The following is a 17,979-nucleotide window of genomic DNA, read 5'->3' on the forward strand; positions in this document are numbered from 1 at the left end:
TCACGCGGCCGGCGCGACGGTCTGCCGCACGGTGCTCGCGTACACGTCCACGTACTCCTGGCCGGACAGCCGGGCGATCTCGACCATGATCTCGTCGGTGATCGAGCGGAGGATGAAGCGGTCGGACTCGAACCCGGCGAAGCGTGAGAAGTCGAGCGGCTCCCCGATGACGACGCCGACCCGCTTGACGTTCGGGATCCGCTTGCCGATCGGCATCGCCTTCGCCGTGTCGATCATCGCGACCGGGATCACCGGCACGTGCCCCTGCAGGATCATCCGAGCGACGCCGGTGCGGCCGCGGTAGAGCTTGCCGTTCGGGCTGCGGGTGCCCTCGGGGTAGATGCCGAGCAGCTCGCCCCGGCCGAGCACCTCGAGGCCTGTCTCGAGCGACGCCTCCGACGCCTTGCCGCCCGACCGGTCGATCGACAGCTGCCCGAGCGAGCGCATCAGGTTGCGGATGACGAACCCGCGGAACCCGCGGCCGGTGAAGTAGTCGCTCTTCGCGAGGAAGAACACGGGGCGCTTCAGCACGAGCGGCAGGAAGATCGAGTCGATCACCGACATGTGGTTCGACGCGAGGATCGCCGCGCCCGTCGCCGGCACGTTCTCCAGCCCTGTGGTCCACGGGCGGAAGGTGCGGCGCACGTACGGGCCCGCGAAGACCTCTTTCATGAACCAGTAGAACATGGGCTCCGGGCCTCCTTTCCGCGCCTCGAAGGGTATCGGATGGCGGACGGAGGCCCTGCCGCGCCATCGCTCCTACGCCGGGAAGTGCGTCCTCGCGAGGTCCGCGGCGCCCACCACGCCCGCGTCGTTGCCGAGCTCCGCCACCGCGAACGCCGGCTCCGGGTGGTAGCCGCGGGCCGGGAGGTGGTCGAGGTACGCGGCGCGGATGGGCTGGAGCAGCTTCTCGCCGGTGGATGCGACGCCGCCACCGATCACGAAGAGCTGCGGGTCGAGGACCGCCGAGAGGCTCGCCATCGCCTGGCCGAGCCAGCTGCCGAGCTGGCGGAGGGCGCCGAGCGCGCCCGGGTCGTCCTCGTCGACGAGCCGCGCGATCGTGGCGCCGTCGAGCGTGCCGCCCGCCGCCTCCCGCGCGATCGCGAGGGGGATGCCGATCCCGCCAGCATCCGCGATCTCGTTCGCCATCCGCTGCAGCGCCCGGCCCGAGCCGTACTGCTCGATGCAGCCGTGCGCGCCGCAGCCGCACGGCAATCCGCCCGGCACGACCCGGAGGTGGCCGATCTCCCCGGCGACCCCGAAGCCGCCGCGCAGCAGCCGGTCGTCGGTGACGATCGCGCCGCCGACGCCCGTGCCGCTCGTCAGCATCACCATGTCGGAGACGAGGCGCCCCGCGCCGTAGCGGAACTCGGCCCAGCCGGCCGCGTTCGCGTCGTTCTCGACGATCACGGGCAGGTGGAGGCGGTCCTCGAGGTGCTGCCGGAACGGCTCGTTGCGCCAGCGGATGTTCGGCGCGTAGTAGACGACGGACCGGCTCGCGTCCACGAAGCCGGCGGCCGCGACACCGACGGGGAGGGTCCGGCCCTCGGCCAGCCGCGTCACCATGTCGACGACCGCGGTCTCGAGCGCCGCCGGATCCGTCGCATCCGTCGGCACCCGCGTGTATCCCGTGACGGCACCGAACTCGTCGACGACGCCGCCGGCGATCTTGGTGCCGCCGATGTCGATCCCGATCGCCTGCACGGCTCGAAAGCCTAGAGGTAGGCCCCCGGTAGGATCGGACCCTGCCCGGACCGAAGGAGCTCGACGAGTGCAGGAGTTCGAAGCGCGGGCGCTCATCCCCGCGGAGCCGGCCTTGAACGTGGCCGACCTGCTCGCCCAGCGGGTGCAGCGGGCGCCGGAGGCCCCGCTGTTCGCCCGACCCGACGGCGACGGCTGGCGCGACGTGTCCGGCGCGGCCTTCCTCGCCGAGGTGGTGGCGCTCGCGAAGGGCTTCGTCGCGGCCGGCATCGGCCCCGGGGAGCGGATCGGGCTGCTCGCCTCGACCCGCTACGAGTGGACGCTCGTCGACTTCGCCGCCTGGTACGCCGGCGCGTTCGTCGTGCCGATCTACGAGACGAGCGCGCCGGAGCAGGTGCGCTGGATCCTCGGCGACTCCGGCTGCTGCGCCGTGATCGTGGAGACCGCCGAGCACTTCACCCGGGTGGACGAGGTGCGCGCCGACCTCGACGACGTGCGCGAGGTGTGGCAGCTCGGGCTCGGTGACCTCGACAAGCTCGCGGAGGGCGGCCGCGACGTCTCGGACGAGGAGATCGAGCGCCGCCGGCAGCTCGCCACCGAGAGCGACATCGCGACGATCATCTACACCGCGGGCACGACCGGGCGGCCGAAGGGGTGCGTGCTCACCCACGGCAACTTCGTCGAGCTCGCCCGCAACACCACCCTCGCCATCCCCGAAGTCGTCAACGGCAACGCGTCGACGCTCCTCTTCATCACGCTCGCGCACGTGTTCGCCCGGTTCATCGCCGTGCTCGCCGTGCACGGCGGCGTGAAGGTCGGCCACCAGGCCGACACCTCGAAGCTGCTGCCCGCACTCGGTTCGTTCCGCCCGACCTTCCTGCTCGCCGTGCCGCGGGTGTTCGAGAAGGTCTACAACTCCGCCGAGCAGAAGGCGGAGGCGGGCGGCAAGGGGAAGATCTTCCGCTGGGCCGCGGACACCGGCATCGCGTACTCCGAGGCGCGGGACGCCGGCCATGTGCCGGTCGCCCTCTCGGCCCGGTTCGCCGTCGCGAACGCGCTGGTGTTCCGCACCCTCCGCAAGGCCCTCGGCGGTCGCGTCGAGTGGGCGGTCTCCGGATCCGCGCCGCTCGGCAAGCGGCTCGGCCACTTCTACCGGGCGATGGGCGTCACGATCCTCGAGGGCTACGGCCTCACCGAGACGACCGCGCCGGCGACGGTGAACCGGCCCTCGAAGTTCAAGATCGGGACCGTCGGGCCCGTGCTCCCGGGCATCTCCGTGCGGATCGCGGACGACGGCGAGATCGAGATCCGGGGCATCGACGTGTTCCGCGAGTACTGGCACAACGAGCAGGCCACCGCCGACGCGTTCGACGACGGCTGGTTCCGCACCGGCGACATCGGCACCTTCGACGAGGACGGCTACCTGACGATCACCGGGCGGAAGAAGGAGATCATCGTCACCGCCGGCGGCAAGAACGTCGCCCCTGCGGAGCTCGAGGACCCCATCCGCGCGAACCCGATCGTCAGCCAGGTGGTCGTCGTCGGCGACGGGCGGCCGTTCATCGCGGCGCTCGTGACCCTCGACGCCGACATGCTGCCGGCGTGGCTCGAGAACCACGGCCAGGACAGGACCCTCTCCCCCGCGAAGGCCGCGGAGCTGCCCCTCGTGCGGGACGAGATCCAGTCGGCCATCGACCACGCGAACACGCGGGTGTCGCGGGCCGAGGGCATCCGCGCCTTCGAGATCCTGCCCGACGACTTCACCGAGGCGGCAGGCCAGCTCACGCCGAAGCTCAGCGTGAAGCGGCACGTCGTGCTCGAGCAGTGCGCCGAGCGGATCGAGCGGCTCTACGCCGACGCGAAGGCGAAGCGCCAGGGCGCCTCCGCCCACTGACCGCCGGCAGTCCCGGGAGCCCCGTCCCTGCCTGGTTTGCCACTTCTCGCCCTCGAACGGGCGCTTCAAGGGCCAGAAGTGGCAACCCACCGCGTGAAGGTGGGTCCGGCAGGCGCGTCAGCGCGCGAGGAACCAGGAGGAGCGGCGCACCGCGGCCATCGCCTCGCGGCGCACGTCCGGCTCGAGCCGCTGCAGGTAGACCGTGCCGTCGAGGTGGTCCTGCTCGTGCTGGAGCGCTTCGGCGAGCACGCCCTCGCCGACCACCTCCACGGTCGAGCCGTCGAGCAGCCGACCGACGGACCGGGCCCACGGGTACCGCGCGGTCGGGAAGCTGAGACCGGGCACCGACAGGCAGCCCTCGTCGAAGGTCACGGGCTCGCCGCGCACCTCGACGAGCTCGGGGTCGAGCAGGTAGCCGATCGTGTCATCGACGTTGTAGCTGAACGCCCGGACCGCGACGCCGATCTGGTTCGCGGCGACCCCGGCGCGGCCGGGCACGGCCACGGTGTCGAGCAGGTCGCCGACCAGCGCCTCGACGCCGGCATCCACCGGTCCGACCGGCTCGGCGACGGTGCGGAGCACGGGGTCGCCGAAGAGCCGGATGTCGCGGACTGCCACGCCCTTACGCGTCGCGGCGCGCGGGCAGACCGTCGACGACGAGGGCCGCGAGGGTGCGGGCGGCGTCCTTCGTGACCTGCTTCAGGTCCTTGTAGGACACCACCGATCCGGCGGCGAGCATCGGGTCGTACGGGATCCGCACGATGTCGCGCACGCGCGAGGCGAAGTGCGACTCGATCTCGTCGAGCTTCACGAGCGAGGTGCCGTGCGTCGCCGTGTTGATCGCGACGATCGCGTTGTGCACCAGGTCGCCGTAGCCGTTCGCCTCGAGCCAGGTGAGGGTCTCGGAGGCGAGCCGCGCCTCGTCGACGCTGCCACCGGAGACGATCACGACGGAGTCGGCGCGCTGCAGCGTCGCTCGCATCACCGAGTGCACGATGCCGGTGCCGCAGTCGGTGAGGGCGATCGAGTAGAACCGGGCCGCGAGGTCGGCGACGACGTTGTAGTCGTTCTCGTCGAAGGCCTCGGAGAGCAGCGGATCCGTGTCCGATGCGAGGATGTCGAGGCGCGTCTCGTCACGGGAGACGAGGCTGGAGAAGTCGGTGAAGCCGCCGATCGTGTTCGCGCGGGTGACCACGTCGCGCACGGTGGCGCGGGTCTGCTTCGTGACGCGCTCCGAGAGCGTGCCGCGGTCCGGGTTCGCGTCGATCGCGATGATGCGGTCCTCGCGGATGGTGGCGAGGGTCATCCCGAGCAGCGTGGTGACCGTGGTCTTGCCGACGCCGCCCTTGCGGGTGAGCACGGGGACGAACCGCGTGCCGCCCTCGAACGCCTTGGCGATGCGCGCGGCCTGCTCCTTGCGGAGGCGCTCCTGCGGCGAGTCGCCGAGGTTGAGCTTCCGGAGCGTCGCCGCGTAGACGAAGCGGTTCCACCTCCCCGTCGGCGCCTGGCGGACACGGCCACCGCCCTCGATGAGGCGGTCGGGCGTGAGCATGGCCGCCGACTCGGGCTCGCCGGACGGAGCGCCTGCGCGGCGCTCGCGGCGGCTCGCGGTGCCGGCGCCGTCGAGGCGTGGGACCTCGCCGGTCGCACCCGGACGGTGACCGCCGAGCGGGCCGACGGGCGAGGGGCCGCCGAGCAGGGCGTCGTACGCGCTGCCGGTGCGGCGGGAGACGGGGGCGCCGCCGGTCGTGCGCGGCACGGGACCGGTGGTGCGGCTGATGGCGCCGGTGCTGCGGGACACGGATCCGGTCGTGGTGCTCGACCGGCCACCGCTCGGCGCCCACGGCGCCGGTCCGGTGTCCGTGTCGGCGAGGGACTCGGGGATGATCTCGACGCTCGAGGTGCCGGCGGCGGCGAACGATCCTGGGTCGACGGTGCTGTCGTCGATGCGGACGGCGGCCTCGTCCTCCGGCACCGCTCGCTTCGGCAGCGGAGGCAGGTCGATCTCGATCGACGGATGCCCGAGCAGCGGCCCGAGGTTCCCGGAATGGTTCACGCGGCCGAGGGCGGAGCGACGTCCGAGCTCGTCGCCGGCCGCCCGCGTGACGAGCGCCACCTGCAGCGGCTCGTCCGTGAACTCCGGCGCGTCGTCCATGCGGGTGCCGTCGAGCAGGCCGCCGGAGGAGTCCGGCTTGTTGCGCTTGTTCACCACGGGTTTCGCTCCCTCGACGGGGTCATTGGGTTCGACTCTAACTTGAGACTTCTGAAGACCCCGGCAGGCGCACGGCGTGCCAGCAGGGCCGATCGGAATCGGATCCGGTGGGTCCGGATGAGGCGCGCGGGGTGTCGCGCCGCCCCCATTGTGCGCCTGCGGCCTGCGACGCGCCGCATCCGCCCCGTTACTCGACGACGACCAGCAGGTCCTGCGCCTCGACCTGCGCCGTACCGGAGACGACCAGCCGGGCCACCTTGCCGCCCACGGGCGTGGTGATCGAGGCCTCCATCTTCATGGCCTCGATGGTCGCGATCGTCTGCCCCGGCTGCACCGCGGCACCCTGCTCGACCTTCACGGTGACGACCCCCGCGAACGGCGCGCCGATCTCGCCGGCCCGGTTCGGATCCGCCTTCTCGGCGGACCTGGTGCTCACCGTGATGCTGCGATCGCGCACGAACACGGGCCGCAGCTGGCCGTTCAGCGTCGTCATGACGGTGCGCATGCCCTTGTCGTCGGCCTCGCCGATCGCCTCGAGCGCGACGAAGAGCTGCACGCCACGGGCGATCTGCACGCTGTGCTCGCTGCCGGGCTGCAGCCCGTAGAGGTAGTCGGCCGTGTCGAGGATGGACAGGTCGCCGAAGAGCTCGTTCAGCTCGCCGAACTGCTTCGTCGGGCCGGGGAAGAGCAGGCGGTTCAGGGCGGCCCGCCGGGTCGGGGCGTCGCCGGCCAGGGCGGCGCGGTCCGCGTCGCCGATCGGCGTGATGCCCGTCTTCACGGTGCGGCCCGCGAGCACCTTGGTGCGGAACGGCTCCGGCCATCCGCCCGGCAGGTCGCCGAGCTCGCCGGCCATGAACCCGACGACGGAGTCGGGGATGTCGTAGCGCTCGGGGTGCTGCTCGAAGTCGTGCGGGTCGGCCTCGGTCGCCGCGAGCTGCAGGGCGAGGTCGCCGACGACCTTCGACGACGGCGTGACCTTGGGGATGCGGCCGAGGATGCGGTTCGAGGCGGCGTAGAGGTCCTCGATGAGCTCGAAGCGGTCGGCGAGGCCGAGCGCGATGGCCTGCTGACGGAGGTTCGACAGCTGGCCACCGGGGATCTCGTGGTGGTACACGCGGCCGGTGGGGCCGGGCAGCCCGGACTCGAACGGCCGGTAGAGCCGGCGGACCGCCTCCCAGTAGGGCTCGAGGTCCGACACGGCGGACAGCGGGATCCCGGTGTCGCGCTCGGTGTGGGCGAGCGCGGCGACCAGCGCCGAGAACGACGGCTGGCTCGTGGTGCCGGCCATCGGAGCTGCGGCGACGTCCACCGCATCGGCGCCCGCGTCGCTCGCGGCGAGCAGCGTCGCGAGCTGGCCGCCGGCGGTGTCGTGGGTGTGCACGTGCACGGGCAGCTCGAACTCGCGGCGGAACGCCTCGACGAGCTTCGCCGCCGCGGCCGGGCGCAGCAGGCCGGCCATGTCCTTGATCGCGAGCACGTGGGCGCCCGCAGCGACCATCCGCTCGGCCAGCCGCACGTAGTAGTCGAGGGTGTAGAGGTCCTCGGCCGGGTCCAGCAGGTCGGCGGTGTAGCAGACGCCGGCCTCGGCGACGGCGGTGCCCGTGGCCAGCACGGCGTCGATCGCCGGGCGCATCTGCTCGACGTCGTTCAGCGCGTCGAAGATGCGGAACACGTCGACGCCGGTGGCGGCGGCCTCGGCGACGAACGCGTCGGTCACCTCGGTCGGGTACGGGGTGTAGCCGACCGTGTTGCGACCGCGGAGCAGCATCTGGATCGCGACGTTCGGCAGCGCCTCGCGGAAGGTCGCGAGGCGCTCCCACGGGTCCTCACCGAGGAACCGGAGCGCGACGTCGTAGGTCGCGCCGCCCCAGGCCTCGACGGTGAGCAGCTGCGGGGTGAGCCGCGCGACGTGCGGCAGCACGGCGGCGAGGTCCTTCGTGCGCACCCGCGTCGCGAGCAGCGACTGATGCGCATCGCGGAAGGTCGTCTCGGTGACCGCGAGCGCGGTCTGCTCGCGGAGCGCCTTGGCCCAGCCGGCCGGGCCGAGCTCGAGCAGGCGCTGCCGGGAGCCGGCGGCCGGCGCGGCGGCGAGGTCGACCGGCGGCAGCTTGTCGACGGGCTTCGGCCCCGCGGGCTTCGGGCCGTTCGGCTGGTTCACCGTGACGTCCGCGAGCCAGTTCAGGATCTTCGTGCCCCGGTCCCGCGAGGGGTTCTGGCGGAAGAGCTGCGGCCGCTCCTCGATGAACGAGGTCGAGAGGTCGCCGGCGACGAACGCCGGGTCGTCGAGCACCGCCTGCAGGAACGGGATGTTCGTGGCGACCCCGCGGATCCGGAACTCGGCCAGCGCGCGCCGCTCGCGCGCGACGGCGGTGGCGAAGTCGCGGCCGCGGCAGGTGAGCTTCGCGAGCATCGAGTCGAAGTGCGGGCTGATGTTCGCGCCCGGGTTGATCGTGCCGCCGTCGAGGCGCACGCCCGCGCCGCCCGGCGAGCGGTAGGTGGTGATGCGGCCGGTGTCGGGCCGGAAGCCCTGGTTCGGGTCCTCGGTGGTGATGCGGCACTGCAGGGCGGCGCCGCGGATGACGAGGTCCTGCTGGCGGAGGCCGAGGTCCGACATCGTCTCCCCCGCCGCGATGCGCATCTGCGACTGCACGAGGTCGACGTCGGTGATCTCCTCGGTGACGGTGTGCTCCACCTGGATCCGCGGGTTCATCTCGATGAAGACGTGCTCGCCGGCGCGGTCCCCCGCGGTGTCGAGCAGGAACTCGACCGTGCCCGCGTTCACGTAGCCGATCGACTCCGCGAACGCGACGGCGTCGCGGTAGAGCGCCTGGCGGGTCTCCTCGGGGAGGTTCGGCGCCGGGGCGATCTCGACGACCTTCTGGTGGCGCCGCTGCACCGAGCAGTCCCGCTCGAACAGGTGCAGGGTCGTCCCCGCCGCATCCGCGAGGATCTGCACCTCGATGTGCCGCGGCCGGAGCACCGCCTGCTCGAGGAACATCGTCGGGTCGCCGAAGGCGCTGTCGGCCTCGCGCATCGCCGCGGAAAGCGCCGCCTCGAGGTCCTCGCGTCGCTCGACGCGCCGCATCCCCCGGCCGCCGCCGCCGGCGACGGCCTTCGCGAAGATCGGGAAGCCGATCTCGTCCGCCGCGGCGAGCAGCTCGGCGACGTCGCGGCTCGGCCGGGACGACTTCAGCACGGGCACGCCCGCGGCGATCGCCTGCTCCTTCGCGGTCACCTTGTTGCCGGCGGACCGGAGCACCCGCGCGGGCGGGCCGATGAAGGTGATGCCGTTCGCCTCGCAGGCCTCGGCGAGGTCGGGGTTCTCGGAGAGGAAGCCGTAGCCCGGGTAGATCGCGTCGGCGCCCGCCTCCTTCGCGACGCGGATGATCTCCGCGACGTCGAGGTAGGCACGGACCGGATGCCCGGGTTCGCCGATCTGGTAGGCCTCGTCCGCCTTCTGGCGGTGCAGCGAGTCGCGGTCCTCGTACGGGAAGACGGCGACGGTGCGGGCACCGAGCTCGTACGCCGCCCGGAACGCGCGGATGGCGATCTCGCCACGGTTGGCCACGAGGATCTTCTGGAACACGAGCGGACTCCTCGCTGTCGACGGCGGGGGGTGTCGTCCCCGGGGCTCCCCGGGTCCACGGCTAACCTAGTGGCCGTGCATGTGCTGAGCGTCAGCTCGCTCAAGGGCGGGGTCGGGAAGACCACCGTGACCCTCGGGCTCGCTTCGGCCGCCTTCGCGAAGGGCGTCCCCACTCTCGTCGTCGACCTCGATCCGCAGTCGGACGTGTCGACCGGGATGGACGTGCCGGTGTCGCCGGTGAACGTCGCGGACGTGCTGGCGAGCCCGAAGGAGAAGACGGTGCGCGCCGCGATCAGCCCGAGCGGCTGGACCCGCGGGCGCGGCGGTGTGGTCGACGTGATGGTCGGTTCGCCGTCCGCGATCAACTTCGACGGACCGCATCCGTCGGTGCGCGACATCTGGAAGCTCGAGGAGGCGCTCGCGCACGTCGAGGCCGAGTACGACCTCGTGCTCGTCGACTGCGCACCGAGCCTGAACGCGCTCACCCGCACGGCGTGGGCCGCGAGCGACCGGGTGTCGGTCGTCACGGAGCCGGGCCTGTTCTCGGTGGCCGCCGCCGACCGCGCGCTCCGGGCGATCGAGGAGATCCGCCGGGGCCTGTCGCCGCGGCTGCAGCCCCTCGGCATCATCGTGAACCGGGCGCGGATGCAGAGCCTCGAGCACCAGTTCCGGATCAAGGAGCTGCGCGACATGTTCGGCCCGCTCGTGCTGTCGCCGCAGCTGCCCGAGCGCACGTCGCTGCAGCAGGCGCAGGGCGCGGCGAAGCCGCTGCACGTCTGGCCGGGCGAGAGCGCGCAGGAGCTCGCCGGCATGTTCGACCAGCTGCTCGAGCGCGTGCTGCGCACGGGCCGCGTCGGCGAGTACGGCACCGGCGCCGTGCCCCAGCAGGTGGCCCGCGGCGCGTAGCCGCCGCACGCCGGCCGCACGAGTGCTGTCCGCACGGACAACTGCTGCCGCCGAAACGCCGACAGTTGTCCGCACGGACAGCAGACACCAGGTCGCGCCGGCGCTGAAGCCGGCGAACACCGCAGCGACCGGCGGAGCGCGCCGCAGCCTGCTCAGCAGTCCGCAGGGCGCTCGCGATGCTTCAGGCGCGCGCCACGAGCACGAGTGCTGTCCGCACGGACGACTGCTGCCGCTGAAACGCCGACAGCTGTCCGCACGGACAGCAGAAGCACGTGTGTTCGATCCGCGTGGCGTGAAGAGGACGCCGTGCGGATCCGCCGACGACCGGCGTCAGCTGACGGCGCGGGCCGCTCTGCGCTGCGCGAGCTCGTCCATGGGATCGGCCTGCTGCGCGTCGAGCTCGACGAGGTTCGACTCGACCTCGCGGAGCACCTTGCCCACCGCGATGCCGAAGACGCCCTGGCCGCGGCTGACGAGGTCGATGACCTCCTCCGACGAGGTGCACAGGTACACGCTCGCGCCGTCGCTCATGAGCGTCGTCTGCGCGAGATCCGTGATGCCCGAGTCCCGCAGCTGATCCACCGCTGTCCGGATCTGCTGCAGCGAGATCCCGGTGTCCAGAAGCCGTTTGACCAGCTTCAGCACCAGGATGTCGCGGAACCCGTACAACCGCTGCGAACCACTCCCCGCCGCCCCACGGATCGTCGGCTCGACCAGTCCGGTCCTCGCCCAATAGTCGAGCTGCCGGTACGTGATCCCCGCGGCACGCGCGGCGATGACGCCTCGGTACCCTGCGGAGTCGTCCAACTCCGGCATGCCGTCTGTGAACAGCAGGCCGAGGTCGTACCGGTCTTCGCTCCGATTCACCTCAGTCATGAAGGAACTGCCTTCCACCCCCCACACGCTCCCGTCAACGACGGGACCGCGTTCGGGGGTTCACGCTACCCATGGGATGCGCCCCCGGCAACGACATCCGGATTCCGGGTGGCGGCGTGTCGGGCGGCAGCATGCGGATCCGGCTACGAGGCGTGCTTCGCGAGGGCGGACTTCACCAGGGCGGAACGCACCGTGTCCAGGCGATTCGCGAGCTCGACGGCCCGCTCGTCGGCCTTCGCGCGGCTCGCCGCGTCGGGCCTGCGGCGCATCGGCAGCAGCGCGTTCGCGATCAGCTCGAGCTCCCGCTCGACGGCGATCCGCATGGCGCGGAGGTGCCGCGGCTCGATGCCGGCGCTGCGCAGGTCGACGAGGGCCTTCAGGGTGCTGAGGCCGGTGTCGTCGTAGCTGTCCGTCGCCGGAAGCAGCCCTGCGGCGACCGCGTCGTTCAGCAGGTCCGCGCTCGCCTCGGTCTCGGCCAGCAGCTCCTCACGGGTGTAGCGCCGCTCGGTGCCCAGGATCGACGGCGAGGCCGCCGAGGTGCCGGGCCAGGCCGGGTCGCGGCCCGCGTCGAGGTCCGCGAGGTACTTGCGGATGACCTTCAGCGGCAGGTAGTGGTCGCGCTGCATGAGCAGCACGAGCTTGATCCGCTCGATGTCCGCCGGCGAGAAGCTGCGGTACCCGGATGCGGTGCGCGCCGGGTGGATGAGCCCGCGGTCCTCGAGGAACCGCAGCTTCGACGGGCTGAGCTCGGGGAAGTCGTCCGCCAGCCTGCCGAGCACCTGCCCGATCGAGAGGGTGTTCGGCAGCGTCGCCGGTTCACGGCGCTGCGGCAGGGCGGCGCTCACCGCGACGCGAGCCGGGCGAGGTCGAGCCGGGATGCGTAGAACGTGAGGCGGAACTTGCCGATCTGCACCTCGGCGCCGTCGGACAGCAGGGCCGTCTCGATCCGGACGCCGTCGAAGAACGTGCCGTTCAGGCTGCCGAGGTCCTTGACCTCGAACGCGGTGCCGTGACGCAGGAACTGCGCGTGCCGGCGGGAGACCGTGACGTCGTCGAGGAAGATGTCCGCCGACGGGTGGCGACCGGCGACGGTCACGTCCGAGTCGAGCAGGAACCGGGCCCCCACGTTCGGCCCGCGGCGCACGACCAGCAGGGCGGACCCGGACGGGAGCGCGCCGACGGCGGCCTGCTCCTCCGTGGAGCGGCCTGCCATCTGGGCCAGCTGCGAGCCGAACTCGTAGCCGAACGACGCGGTCGTCTCCGGCCCCGAGTACGGGTCCTCGCGGCGCCCCTTGGGGCGGCCGTCGCGCTCATCGACCATCGGGCGACCTCCTCTGGCGGATCAGGTTAGCGGACGCCTCCGGCGTGTCGTTCCGCCGTTGGACGAAGGTCCTGCGGCTGGCCACCGCGTAGCCGATGCCGGCGACCCAGTAGAGCACCGCGCCGACCACGGCGACGACGAGTCCGATCGGCTCGAGGAGCCACGCGGTCGCGGGGAACGCGCCGGCCACGACGAGCAGCGGGAGGGAGGCGAGCAGCAGGAAGGTGGCGATCTTGCCCCGCCAGGTGACCGCGGGCGGCCCGATCCTGTTGCGGGCGAGCACGAGGCCGAGCACGAGCATGCAGACGTCGCGGCCGAGCACGACGAGCAGCAGCCAGAGCGGCAGGAAGTGCCGGTAGGTGAGCCCGATCGTCGCGGACAGGATCGTGAGCCGGTCGGCGATGGGGTCGAGCAGGGTGCCGAGCTTCGTCACCTGATGCAGCCGGCGGGCGAGGAAGCCGTCGAGGAAGTCGGTGACCGCACCGGCCACCAGCGTCACGAGCGCGAGCACGTCCTGGCCCGTGATCAGGAAGCCGAGGAACACCGGGATCAGCGCGAGGCGCAGCAGCGAGAGCAGGTTCGGGATGGTGAGCAGCTCGTCGCTCACCGGCTCGTCGCTCGGCATGGCGGTCGAGTCTACGGAACCGATCCGGACGTCGGAGACGGCCGGTACCGTGGCCGCCATGTCCTGCATCCGGTTCAACACCCCAGCGCAGCGGACGCAGATGCGCGACGCGGGCCCGGCGCTCGCCGCGGAGGACGTGGCGGTGCTGCACCTCGCGCCGCCGGTGACGGAGAGCAAGATCGCGCGCCTCCGGCTGCTCGCCCGGCACGAGAGCGGCGGCATCCGGCAGAGCGTCGCGTCGAACCGGCACGCGCCGGCGGATCTGCTCGCCGAGCTCGCCGCGGATCCGGATGCGGCCGTGCGCGGCGAGGTCGCCCGCAACGAGGCCGCCCCCGTCGCCCTCGTCGAGGCGCTCGCGCAGGACTGCGACGCGCGCGTGCGCTGCTGGGCCGTGCTGAACCCCGGGCTGCCCGCAGCAGCGGTGCCCGCACTGCTCGACGACCCGGACGACCAGGTGCGGCGGCTCGCCGGCTGGCGGCGGGAGCACGCCGCGGTCTGAGCGGCTAGTCGAGCTGCTCCAGCAGCCGTGAGGGCCCGAGCACCTCCACCGCGCCGACGGCGCGCACGCGCTCGGCCAGCGCCCGATCGGCGGTCACGACGCGGACCTGCCTGCCCCGTGCGGTGAGCGCTGCGGTCTGCGCGACGATCTCGTCGTCGCCGGAGCCGGATGCGGCGACGGCGGTCACCGCCTGCGGTGCGGCGGCGGCAGCGGGGCGCGCCTCGCCCTCGAGCACGGCGACGACCTCGGGCCAGTGCGCGACGACCGGCAGGGCGCCCTCGCCCTCGACCGGGAAGCCGCGCTCGGCACGGCGCGCGACGGCCTCCAGCAGGCGCGCGGCGGCACCCGCCCGGTCCTTCCACCAGCCGTCCGGCCGGGAGCCCACGACGTTCGCGACGTCGACGACGAGGGCGCGGCGGATCGCGAGGAGCGCCTTCAGGTGCGGCCACGCGTCTGCGAACCCGGGGTGCAGCGGCAGCTCGTCGACGGCGTCGAGCGGCACCCATTCGAGCGCGGTGCTCTCGGGGTCCGACACCGCGATCGGCAGCGCGGACGGGGCGTCCGCCGCGATGGTGGTGTAGGTCCAGACGTCCATGTCGAGCCGGACCGCGAAGCGGGGCCGCAGCAGCGCCGTGTCGATCCCGGTCTCCTCGCGCGCCTCGCGGAGCGCGCCGTCGACGGCGGACTCCCCCACGTTCCTGGCGCCGCCCGGCAGCCCCCAGGTGCCACCGAAGTGGCTCCAGGGCACGCGGTGCTGCAGCAGGATCGCGTCCTCCGGCGTGACCGCGAGCAGCCCGGAGGCGCCGGCGAGCCCCCAGAAGCGCCGACCGTCGGGCAGCTCGACCCAGCCGTCGCCGCTGCCGCGAGGGCGGTGCGGCGGCACGCTCGACATGCTGCTCACCGTAGGCGCAGCGGGCTGAGGAGGCGACGTGGACGGCGGCCCCGCCCGAGCACCATCGCGCCGTTCCGGAGTTCTCGCGCGACACGCCGCGCGGGCGCGCGAACGGGCGGCGTGTCGCTCAGTTTCTCCGGAACGACGCGATCAGGGACGGGCGGCGGTCACCAGGCGGTCGAAGGCGGCGTCGAGCTCGGCGTCGACCTGCTGGGCGTCCGGATGCGCGTCGTACCAGGCGAGCACCCGCCGGGCACCGACGGCGTACGGGATCGTCGTCGTGAACTCCGGCACGATCCGGCGGAGCTTCGTGGTGTCGAAGAGCATCGAGTGCGCCTTGTCGCCGATCAGCCCGTCGCCACGGTCGGGCAGCGCGGCGGCGATGGTCTCGGACGCGACATGCACGAGGTCCGCGGACGCCCCCGCCGCCTTCCCGAGCCAGGTGTAGACCTGGTCCCAGGTCGGGGCGGACTCCCCCGTGATCGTGTAGGCGTTCCCGATCGTCTCGGGGCGGTCGAGGAGCCCCACGAAGCCGACGGCGAAGTCGTCGGAGTGCGTCAGCGTCCACTGCGTCGTGCCGTCGCCGTGCACGACGACGGGCTTGCCGGCCCGCATCCGCGCGATGTCGGTCCACCCGCCGAGGGTCGGGAGCGTGGTGTCGTCGTAGGTGTGCGACGGCCGCACGATCACGGCCGGGAAGTCGGCGTCGCGGTAGGCGGCGACGAGCAGGTCCTCGCAGGCGATCTTGTCGCGGGAGTACTGCCAGAACGGGTTCTTCAGCGGCGTCGACTCGGTCACCGGCACCGAGGCGGGCGGCTTCTGGTACGCGGATGCGCTCGAGATGAAGACGTACTGGCCGGTGCGGCCGGCGAACCGCTGGATGTCGGGCTGCACGTGGTCGGTCGTGAAGGCGAGGAACTGGGCGACGGCGTCGAACTCGCGGTCGCCGAGCGCCTCGTCGACGGACTGCTGGTCGCGGACGTCGGCGACCAGCACCTCGACCCCCGACGGCAGCGGGCGGATGCTCGTCCGCCCTCGGTTCAGCACGGTCACGGTGTGGCCGAGCTCGACGGCGAGGCGGACGCTGGCGGCGCTGATGATGCCGGAGCCACCGATGAACAGGATGCGGGAGGTCACGTGTCGATCCTCGCGCACCCCGCCTGGACTCAGTCCCGGGATCCGGGCTTCGTCCGCGGCGCGTCCATCGGATGCTCCTCCGCCTCGGCGGCCGCCTCGTTCGCGTCGGGCTCCTCGAGCGTCTTCACGATGTCCTGCTCCGGCACCGGCGACAGCCGGTCCCAGATCAGGAAGAGCGCCCCGACCACGAGCATCGCGATCCCCGTCCAGAGGTTGATCGCGATCCCGCCCGTCTTCGCGACGTCCTGATCCGGCTGCACGATGCCGACGATCGTCGTCAGCACCCCGTACAGCAGGAAGAGGGCGCCGAGGATGCGGCGGAGGTCGAAGCGCCTCGTGGAGGCGATGAGGCGGCGCTTCTCCTCGTCGCCGACGGTGCGGTTCCCGGTGGACTGCTCGGTCATGCGCGGATCTCCTGTCGGAACCGGATCAGAGGAAGGGGAGGTACAGCACGACACACAGCACGAGCGCGACGGTGCCGAGCAGGGCGGGCGAGCGGTACCAGGCGGCGTCGCCGACGACGGCGTCGCTCTTCAGGTCGATCTTCCCGACCCCGTACACGAGGCCCTGCAGCTCGCGTTCGTGCTTCGCCTTCGTCACGAGACTGACGATCACCGCGACGATCGCCACGGTGCCGACGGAGATCATCGCGCCGTAGAGCGTCTCGGCGGTGGCGGTGGCGAAGATCGGCGCCTTGTTCGCGACGCTGATCTGGTAGGCCACGAAGACCGCGGTGGGCGCGAGGATGCCCGCGATGTAGGACCAGAGTGCGCCGGCGGTCGTCATCCGCTTCCACAGCAGGCCGATGATGAAGACGCCGAACAGCGGGGCGTTGAAGAACGAGAACAGCGTCTGCAGGTACGTCATCAGGTTCTGCGCGCCCGCGGCGAGGAACGCGGTCGCGATGCCGATGAGCACGCCGATGACGGTGACCCACCGGCCCACACGGAGGTAGTGCGCGTCGGAGCGGTCCCGCTTGATGTAGCGCTGCCAGATGTCGTAGGTGAAGACGGTGTTGAAGCTCGACACGTTCGCCGCCATACCCGCCATGAACGAGGCGAGCAGGCCCGTGACGGCGACGCCGAGCACGCCGCTCGGCAGGTACATCTGCATGAGCTTCGGGATGACGTCGTTGTAGGTCAGCCCGGATCCGCCGGCCCCGGAGAGCGCCTTGCCGAGCACCGCGGCGGCGATCAGGCCGGGGATCACGGTGATGATCGGGATGAAGAGCTTCGGCAGCGCACCGATCAGCGGGGTGCGGCGCGCGGCCGACATGTTCTTCGCGGAGAACGCACGCTGGACCTCGGTGAAGTTCGTGGTCCAGTAGCCGAACGACAGCACGAAGCCGAGGCCGAGCACGATGGCGAGCCAGTCGGCGCCGATCGGGTTCGTCACGTCGCCGATCGAGGTGCCCGCCCAGGCGTGCAGCAGCTTGCCGCTCTCGCTCCGCTCCAACGCCGCGGTGAGGCCGTTCCAGCCGTGCACCCGGTTGAGGCCGACGATCGTCAGCGGCACGAGACCGGCGACGATCACGAAGAACTGCATGACCTCGTTGTAGATCGCGGACGACAGGCCGCCCAGGGTGATGTAGGCGAGCACGAACGCGGCGGAGACGACGATGGCGAGCCATTGCGGCCAGCCGAGCATCGCCTCGATCACGATCGCCATCGCGAACAGGTTGATCCCGGCGATGAGCACGTTCGAGACGGCGAAGGCGAGCGCGTTGACGATGTGCGGCGCCTTGCCGAAGCGCCGGAGCATGAACTCCGGAACGCTGCGCACCTTCGACGCGTAGTAGAAGGGCATCATCACGAGCCCGAGGAAGACCATCGCCGGCACGGCGCCGATCAGGTAGTAGTGCAGGGTCGACATGCCGATCTGCGCCCCGTTGGCCGCCATGCCGAGGATCTCGGTCGCGCCGAGGTTGGCGGAGATGAACGCGAGGCCCGTGATCCACGCCGGCAGCGAGCGGCCGGACAGGAAGAAGTCCATGCTGCTCTTCACCCGGGATCTGGCGATGAAGCCGATCCCGATGACCACGCCGAAGTACACGATGATCATCAGGTAGTCGACCCAGGTGAGGTCGAGGCGGATGCCGTTGCTCGCCGCCTGGACGACGGCGCCTCTCGGCAGAAGGCCCACTGACACGGTGCTCTCGCTTCCGTCGCGTCGCGGTGCCTGCTCGTGCAGGCGTTCCTCCGCGAACGCTCGACGATCGATCACCCTCTCCTGGATGCTCGGACGAATCCTGGGTGGTTTCTTAGCGTGGCCTGGGTGGGTGGCGACGGTGCGGCGTGGCACGCGGATCGGCACGCCCGGATCCCTCGATA

Annotated in this window: 16 protein-coding genes; 3 read left to right on the forward strand and 13 right to left on the reverse strand. The window is 71.9% G+C overall.

The window, feature by feature from the left end; all coding sequences use genetic code 11:
- Both VIG76_RS09165 and VIG76_RS09170 read right to left on the reverse strand, forming a co-directional pair.
- Complete coding sequence (locus VIG76_RS09165) at positions 1–687, reverse strand: lysophospholipid acyltransferase family protein (RefSeq protein WP_331953373.1); 687 nt, start codon at positions 685–687, stop codon at positions 1–3.
- A gap of 72 nt (positions 688–759) precedes the next feature.
- Positions 760–1,704, reverse strand: a complete 945-nt coding sequence (locus VIG76_RS09170) for an ROK family glucokinase (protein WP_331953375.1) — start codon at positions 1,702–1,704, stop codon at positions 760–762.
- A gap of 67 nt (positions 1,705–1,771) precedes the next feature.
- Between VIG76_RS09170 and VIG76_RS09175 the strand changes: the two genes are divergently transcribed.
- The gene (locus VIG76_RS09175; protein ID WP_331953377.1) at positions 1,772–3,595 is read left to right on the forward strand and encodes an AMP-dependent synthetase/ligase; all 1,824 of its coding nucleotides are present in this window, start codon (positions 1,772–1,774) and stop codon (positions 3,593–3,595) included.
- Between the two features lie 117 nt (positions 3,596–3,712).
- Here the strand turns inward: VIG76_RS09175 and VIG76_RS09180 are convergent, their stop codons facing one another.
- From VIG76_RS09180 to VIG76_RS09190, 3 genes are all read right to left on the reverse strand, one after another.
- Entirely contained in the window at positions 3,713–4,213 is a 501-nt protein-coding gene (locus VIG76_RS09180; RefSeq protein ID WP_331953379.1) for a peptide deformylase, read from the reverse strand.
- 4 nt (positions 4,214–4,217) lie between these two features.
- Positions 4,218–5,807, reverse strand: a complete 1,590-nt coding sequence (locus tag VIG76_RS09185; RefSeq protein ID WP_331953381.1) for a MinD/ParA family ATP-binding protein — start codon at positions 5,805–5,807, stop codon at positions 4,218–4,220.
- Between the two features lie 187 nt (positions 5,808–5,994).
- Positions 5,995–9,393, reverse strand: coding sequence for a pyruvate carboxylase (locus VIG76_RS09190; RefSeq protein ID WP_331953383.1), 3,399 nt, complete (start codon positions 9,391–9,393; stop codon positions 5,995–5,997).
- Between the two features lie 75 nt (positions 9,394–9,468).
- Between VIG76_RS09190 and VIG76_RS09195 the strand changes: the two genes are divergently transcribed.
- Complete coding sequence (locus VIG76_RS09195) at positions 9,469–10,299, forward strand: ParA family protein (protein WP_331953385.1); 831 nt, start codon at positions 9,469–9,471, stop codon at positions 10,297–10,299.
- Between the two features lie 330 nt (positions 10,300–10,629).
- On the opposite strand, the gene VIG76_RS09200 is transcribed toward VIG76_RS09195, so the two are convergent.
- From VIG76_RS09200 to VIG76_RS09215, 4 genes are all read right to left on the reverse strand, one after another.
- Entirely contained in the window at positions 10,630–11,175 is a 546-nt protein-coding gene (locus VIG76_RS09200) for a MerR family transcriptional regulator (RefSeq protein WP_331953387.1), read from the reverse strand.
- Positions 11,176–11,318: 143 nt separating this feature from the next.
- Complete coding sequence (ftsR, locus tag VIG76_RS09205) at positions 11,319–12,020, reverse strand: transcriptional regulator FtsR (protein WP_331953389.1); 702 nt, start codon at positions 12,018–12,020, stop codon at positions 11,319–11,321.
- A complete protein-coding gene (locus VIG76_RS09210; RefSeq protein WP_414640628.1) occupies positions 12,017–12,496 on the reverse strand; it encodes an FHA domain-containing protein in 480 nt (159 codons plus the stop codon). The genes ftsR and VIG76_RS09210 overlap by 4 nt, the downstream gene beginning before the upstream one ends.
- A complete protein-coding gene (locus VIG76_RS09215; RefSeq protein WP_331953391.1) occupies positions 12,486–13,121 on the reverse strand; it encodes a CDP-alcohol phosphatidyltransferase family protein in 636 nt (211 codons plus the stop codon). Before VIG76_RS09215 ends, VIG76_RS09210 begins: the two co-directional genes overlap by 11 nt.
- Positions 13,122–13,179: 58 nt before the next feature.
- Here VIG76_RS09215 and VIG76_RS09220 point away from each other — a divergent pair, with 58 nt between their 5' ends.
- Positions 13,180–13,620, forward strand: coding sequence for a hypothetical protein (locus tag VIG76_RS09220; protein WP_331953394.1), 441 nt, complete (start codon positions 13,180–13,182; stop codon positions 13,618–13,620).
- A 4-nt stretch (positions 13,621–13,624) separates the two neighbouring features.
- On the opposite strand, the gene VIG76_RS09225 is transcribed toward VIG76_RS09220, so the two are convergent.
- The 4 genes from VIG76_RS09225 to VIG76_RS09240 form a co-directional block, all read right to left on the reverse strand.
- Positions 13,625–14,512 (reverse strand): NUDIX hydrolase, encoded by an 888-nt coding sequence (locus tag VIG76_RS09225; protein WP_331953396.1) that lies wholly within the window; start codon positions 14,510–14,512, stop codon positions 13,625–13,627.
- Positions 14,513–14,662: 150 nt separating this feature from the next.
- Positions 14,663–15,649 (reverse strand): NAD-dependent epimerase/dehydratase family protein, encoded by a 987-nt coding sequence (locus VIG76_RS09230; RefSeq protein WP_331953398.1) that lies wholly within the window; start codon positions 15,647–15,649, stop codon positions 14,663–14,665.
- A 29-nt stretch (positions 15,650–15,678) separates the two neighbouring features.
- Positions 15,679–16,053 (reverse strand): hypothetical protein, encoded by a 375-nt coding sequence (locus VIG76_RS09235; RefSeq protein WP_331953400.1) that lies wholly within the window; start codon positions 16,051–16,053, stop codon positions 15,679–15,681.
- 25 nt (positions 16,054–16,078) lie between these two features.
- Entirely contained in the window at positions 16,079–17,797 is a 1,719-nt protein-coding gene (locus VIG76_RS09240; protein ID WP_331953402.1) for a sodium:solute symporter family protein, read from the reverse strand.
- Between the last annotated feature and the right edge of the window lie 182 nt (positions 17,798–17,979).

Source organism: Amnibacterium sp., from assembly GCF_036559085.1.
GTDB lineage: Bacteria > Actinomycetota > Actinomycetes > Actinomycetales > Microbacteriaceae > Amnibacterium.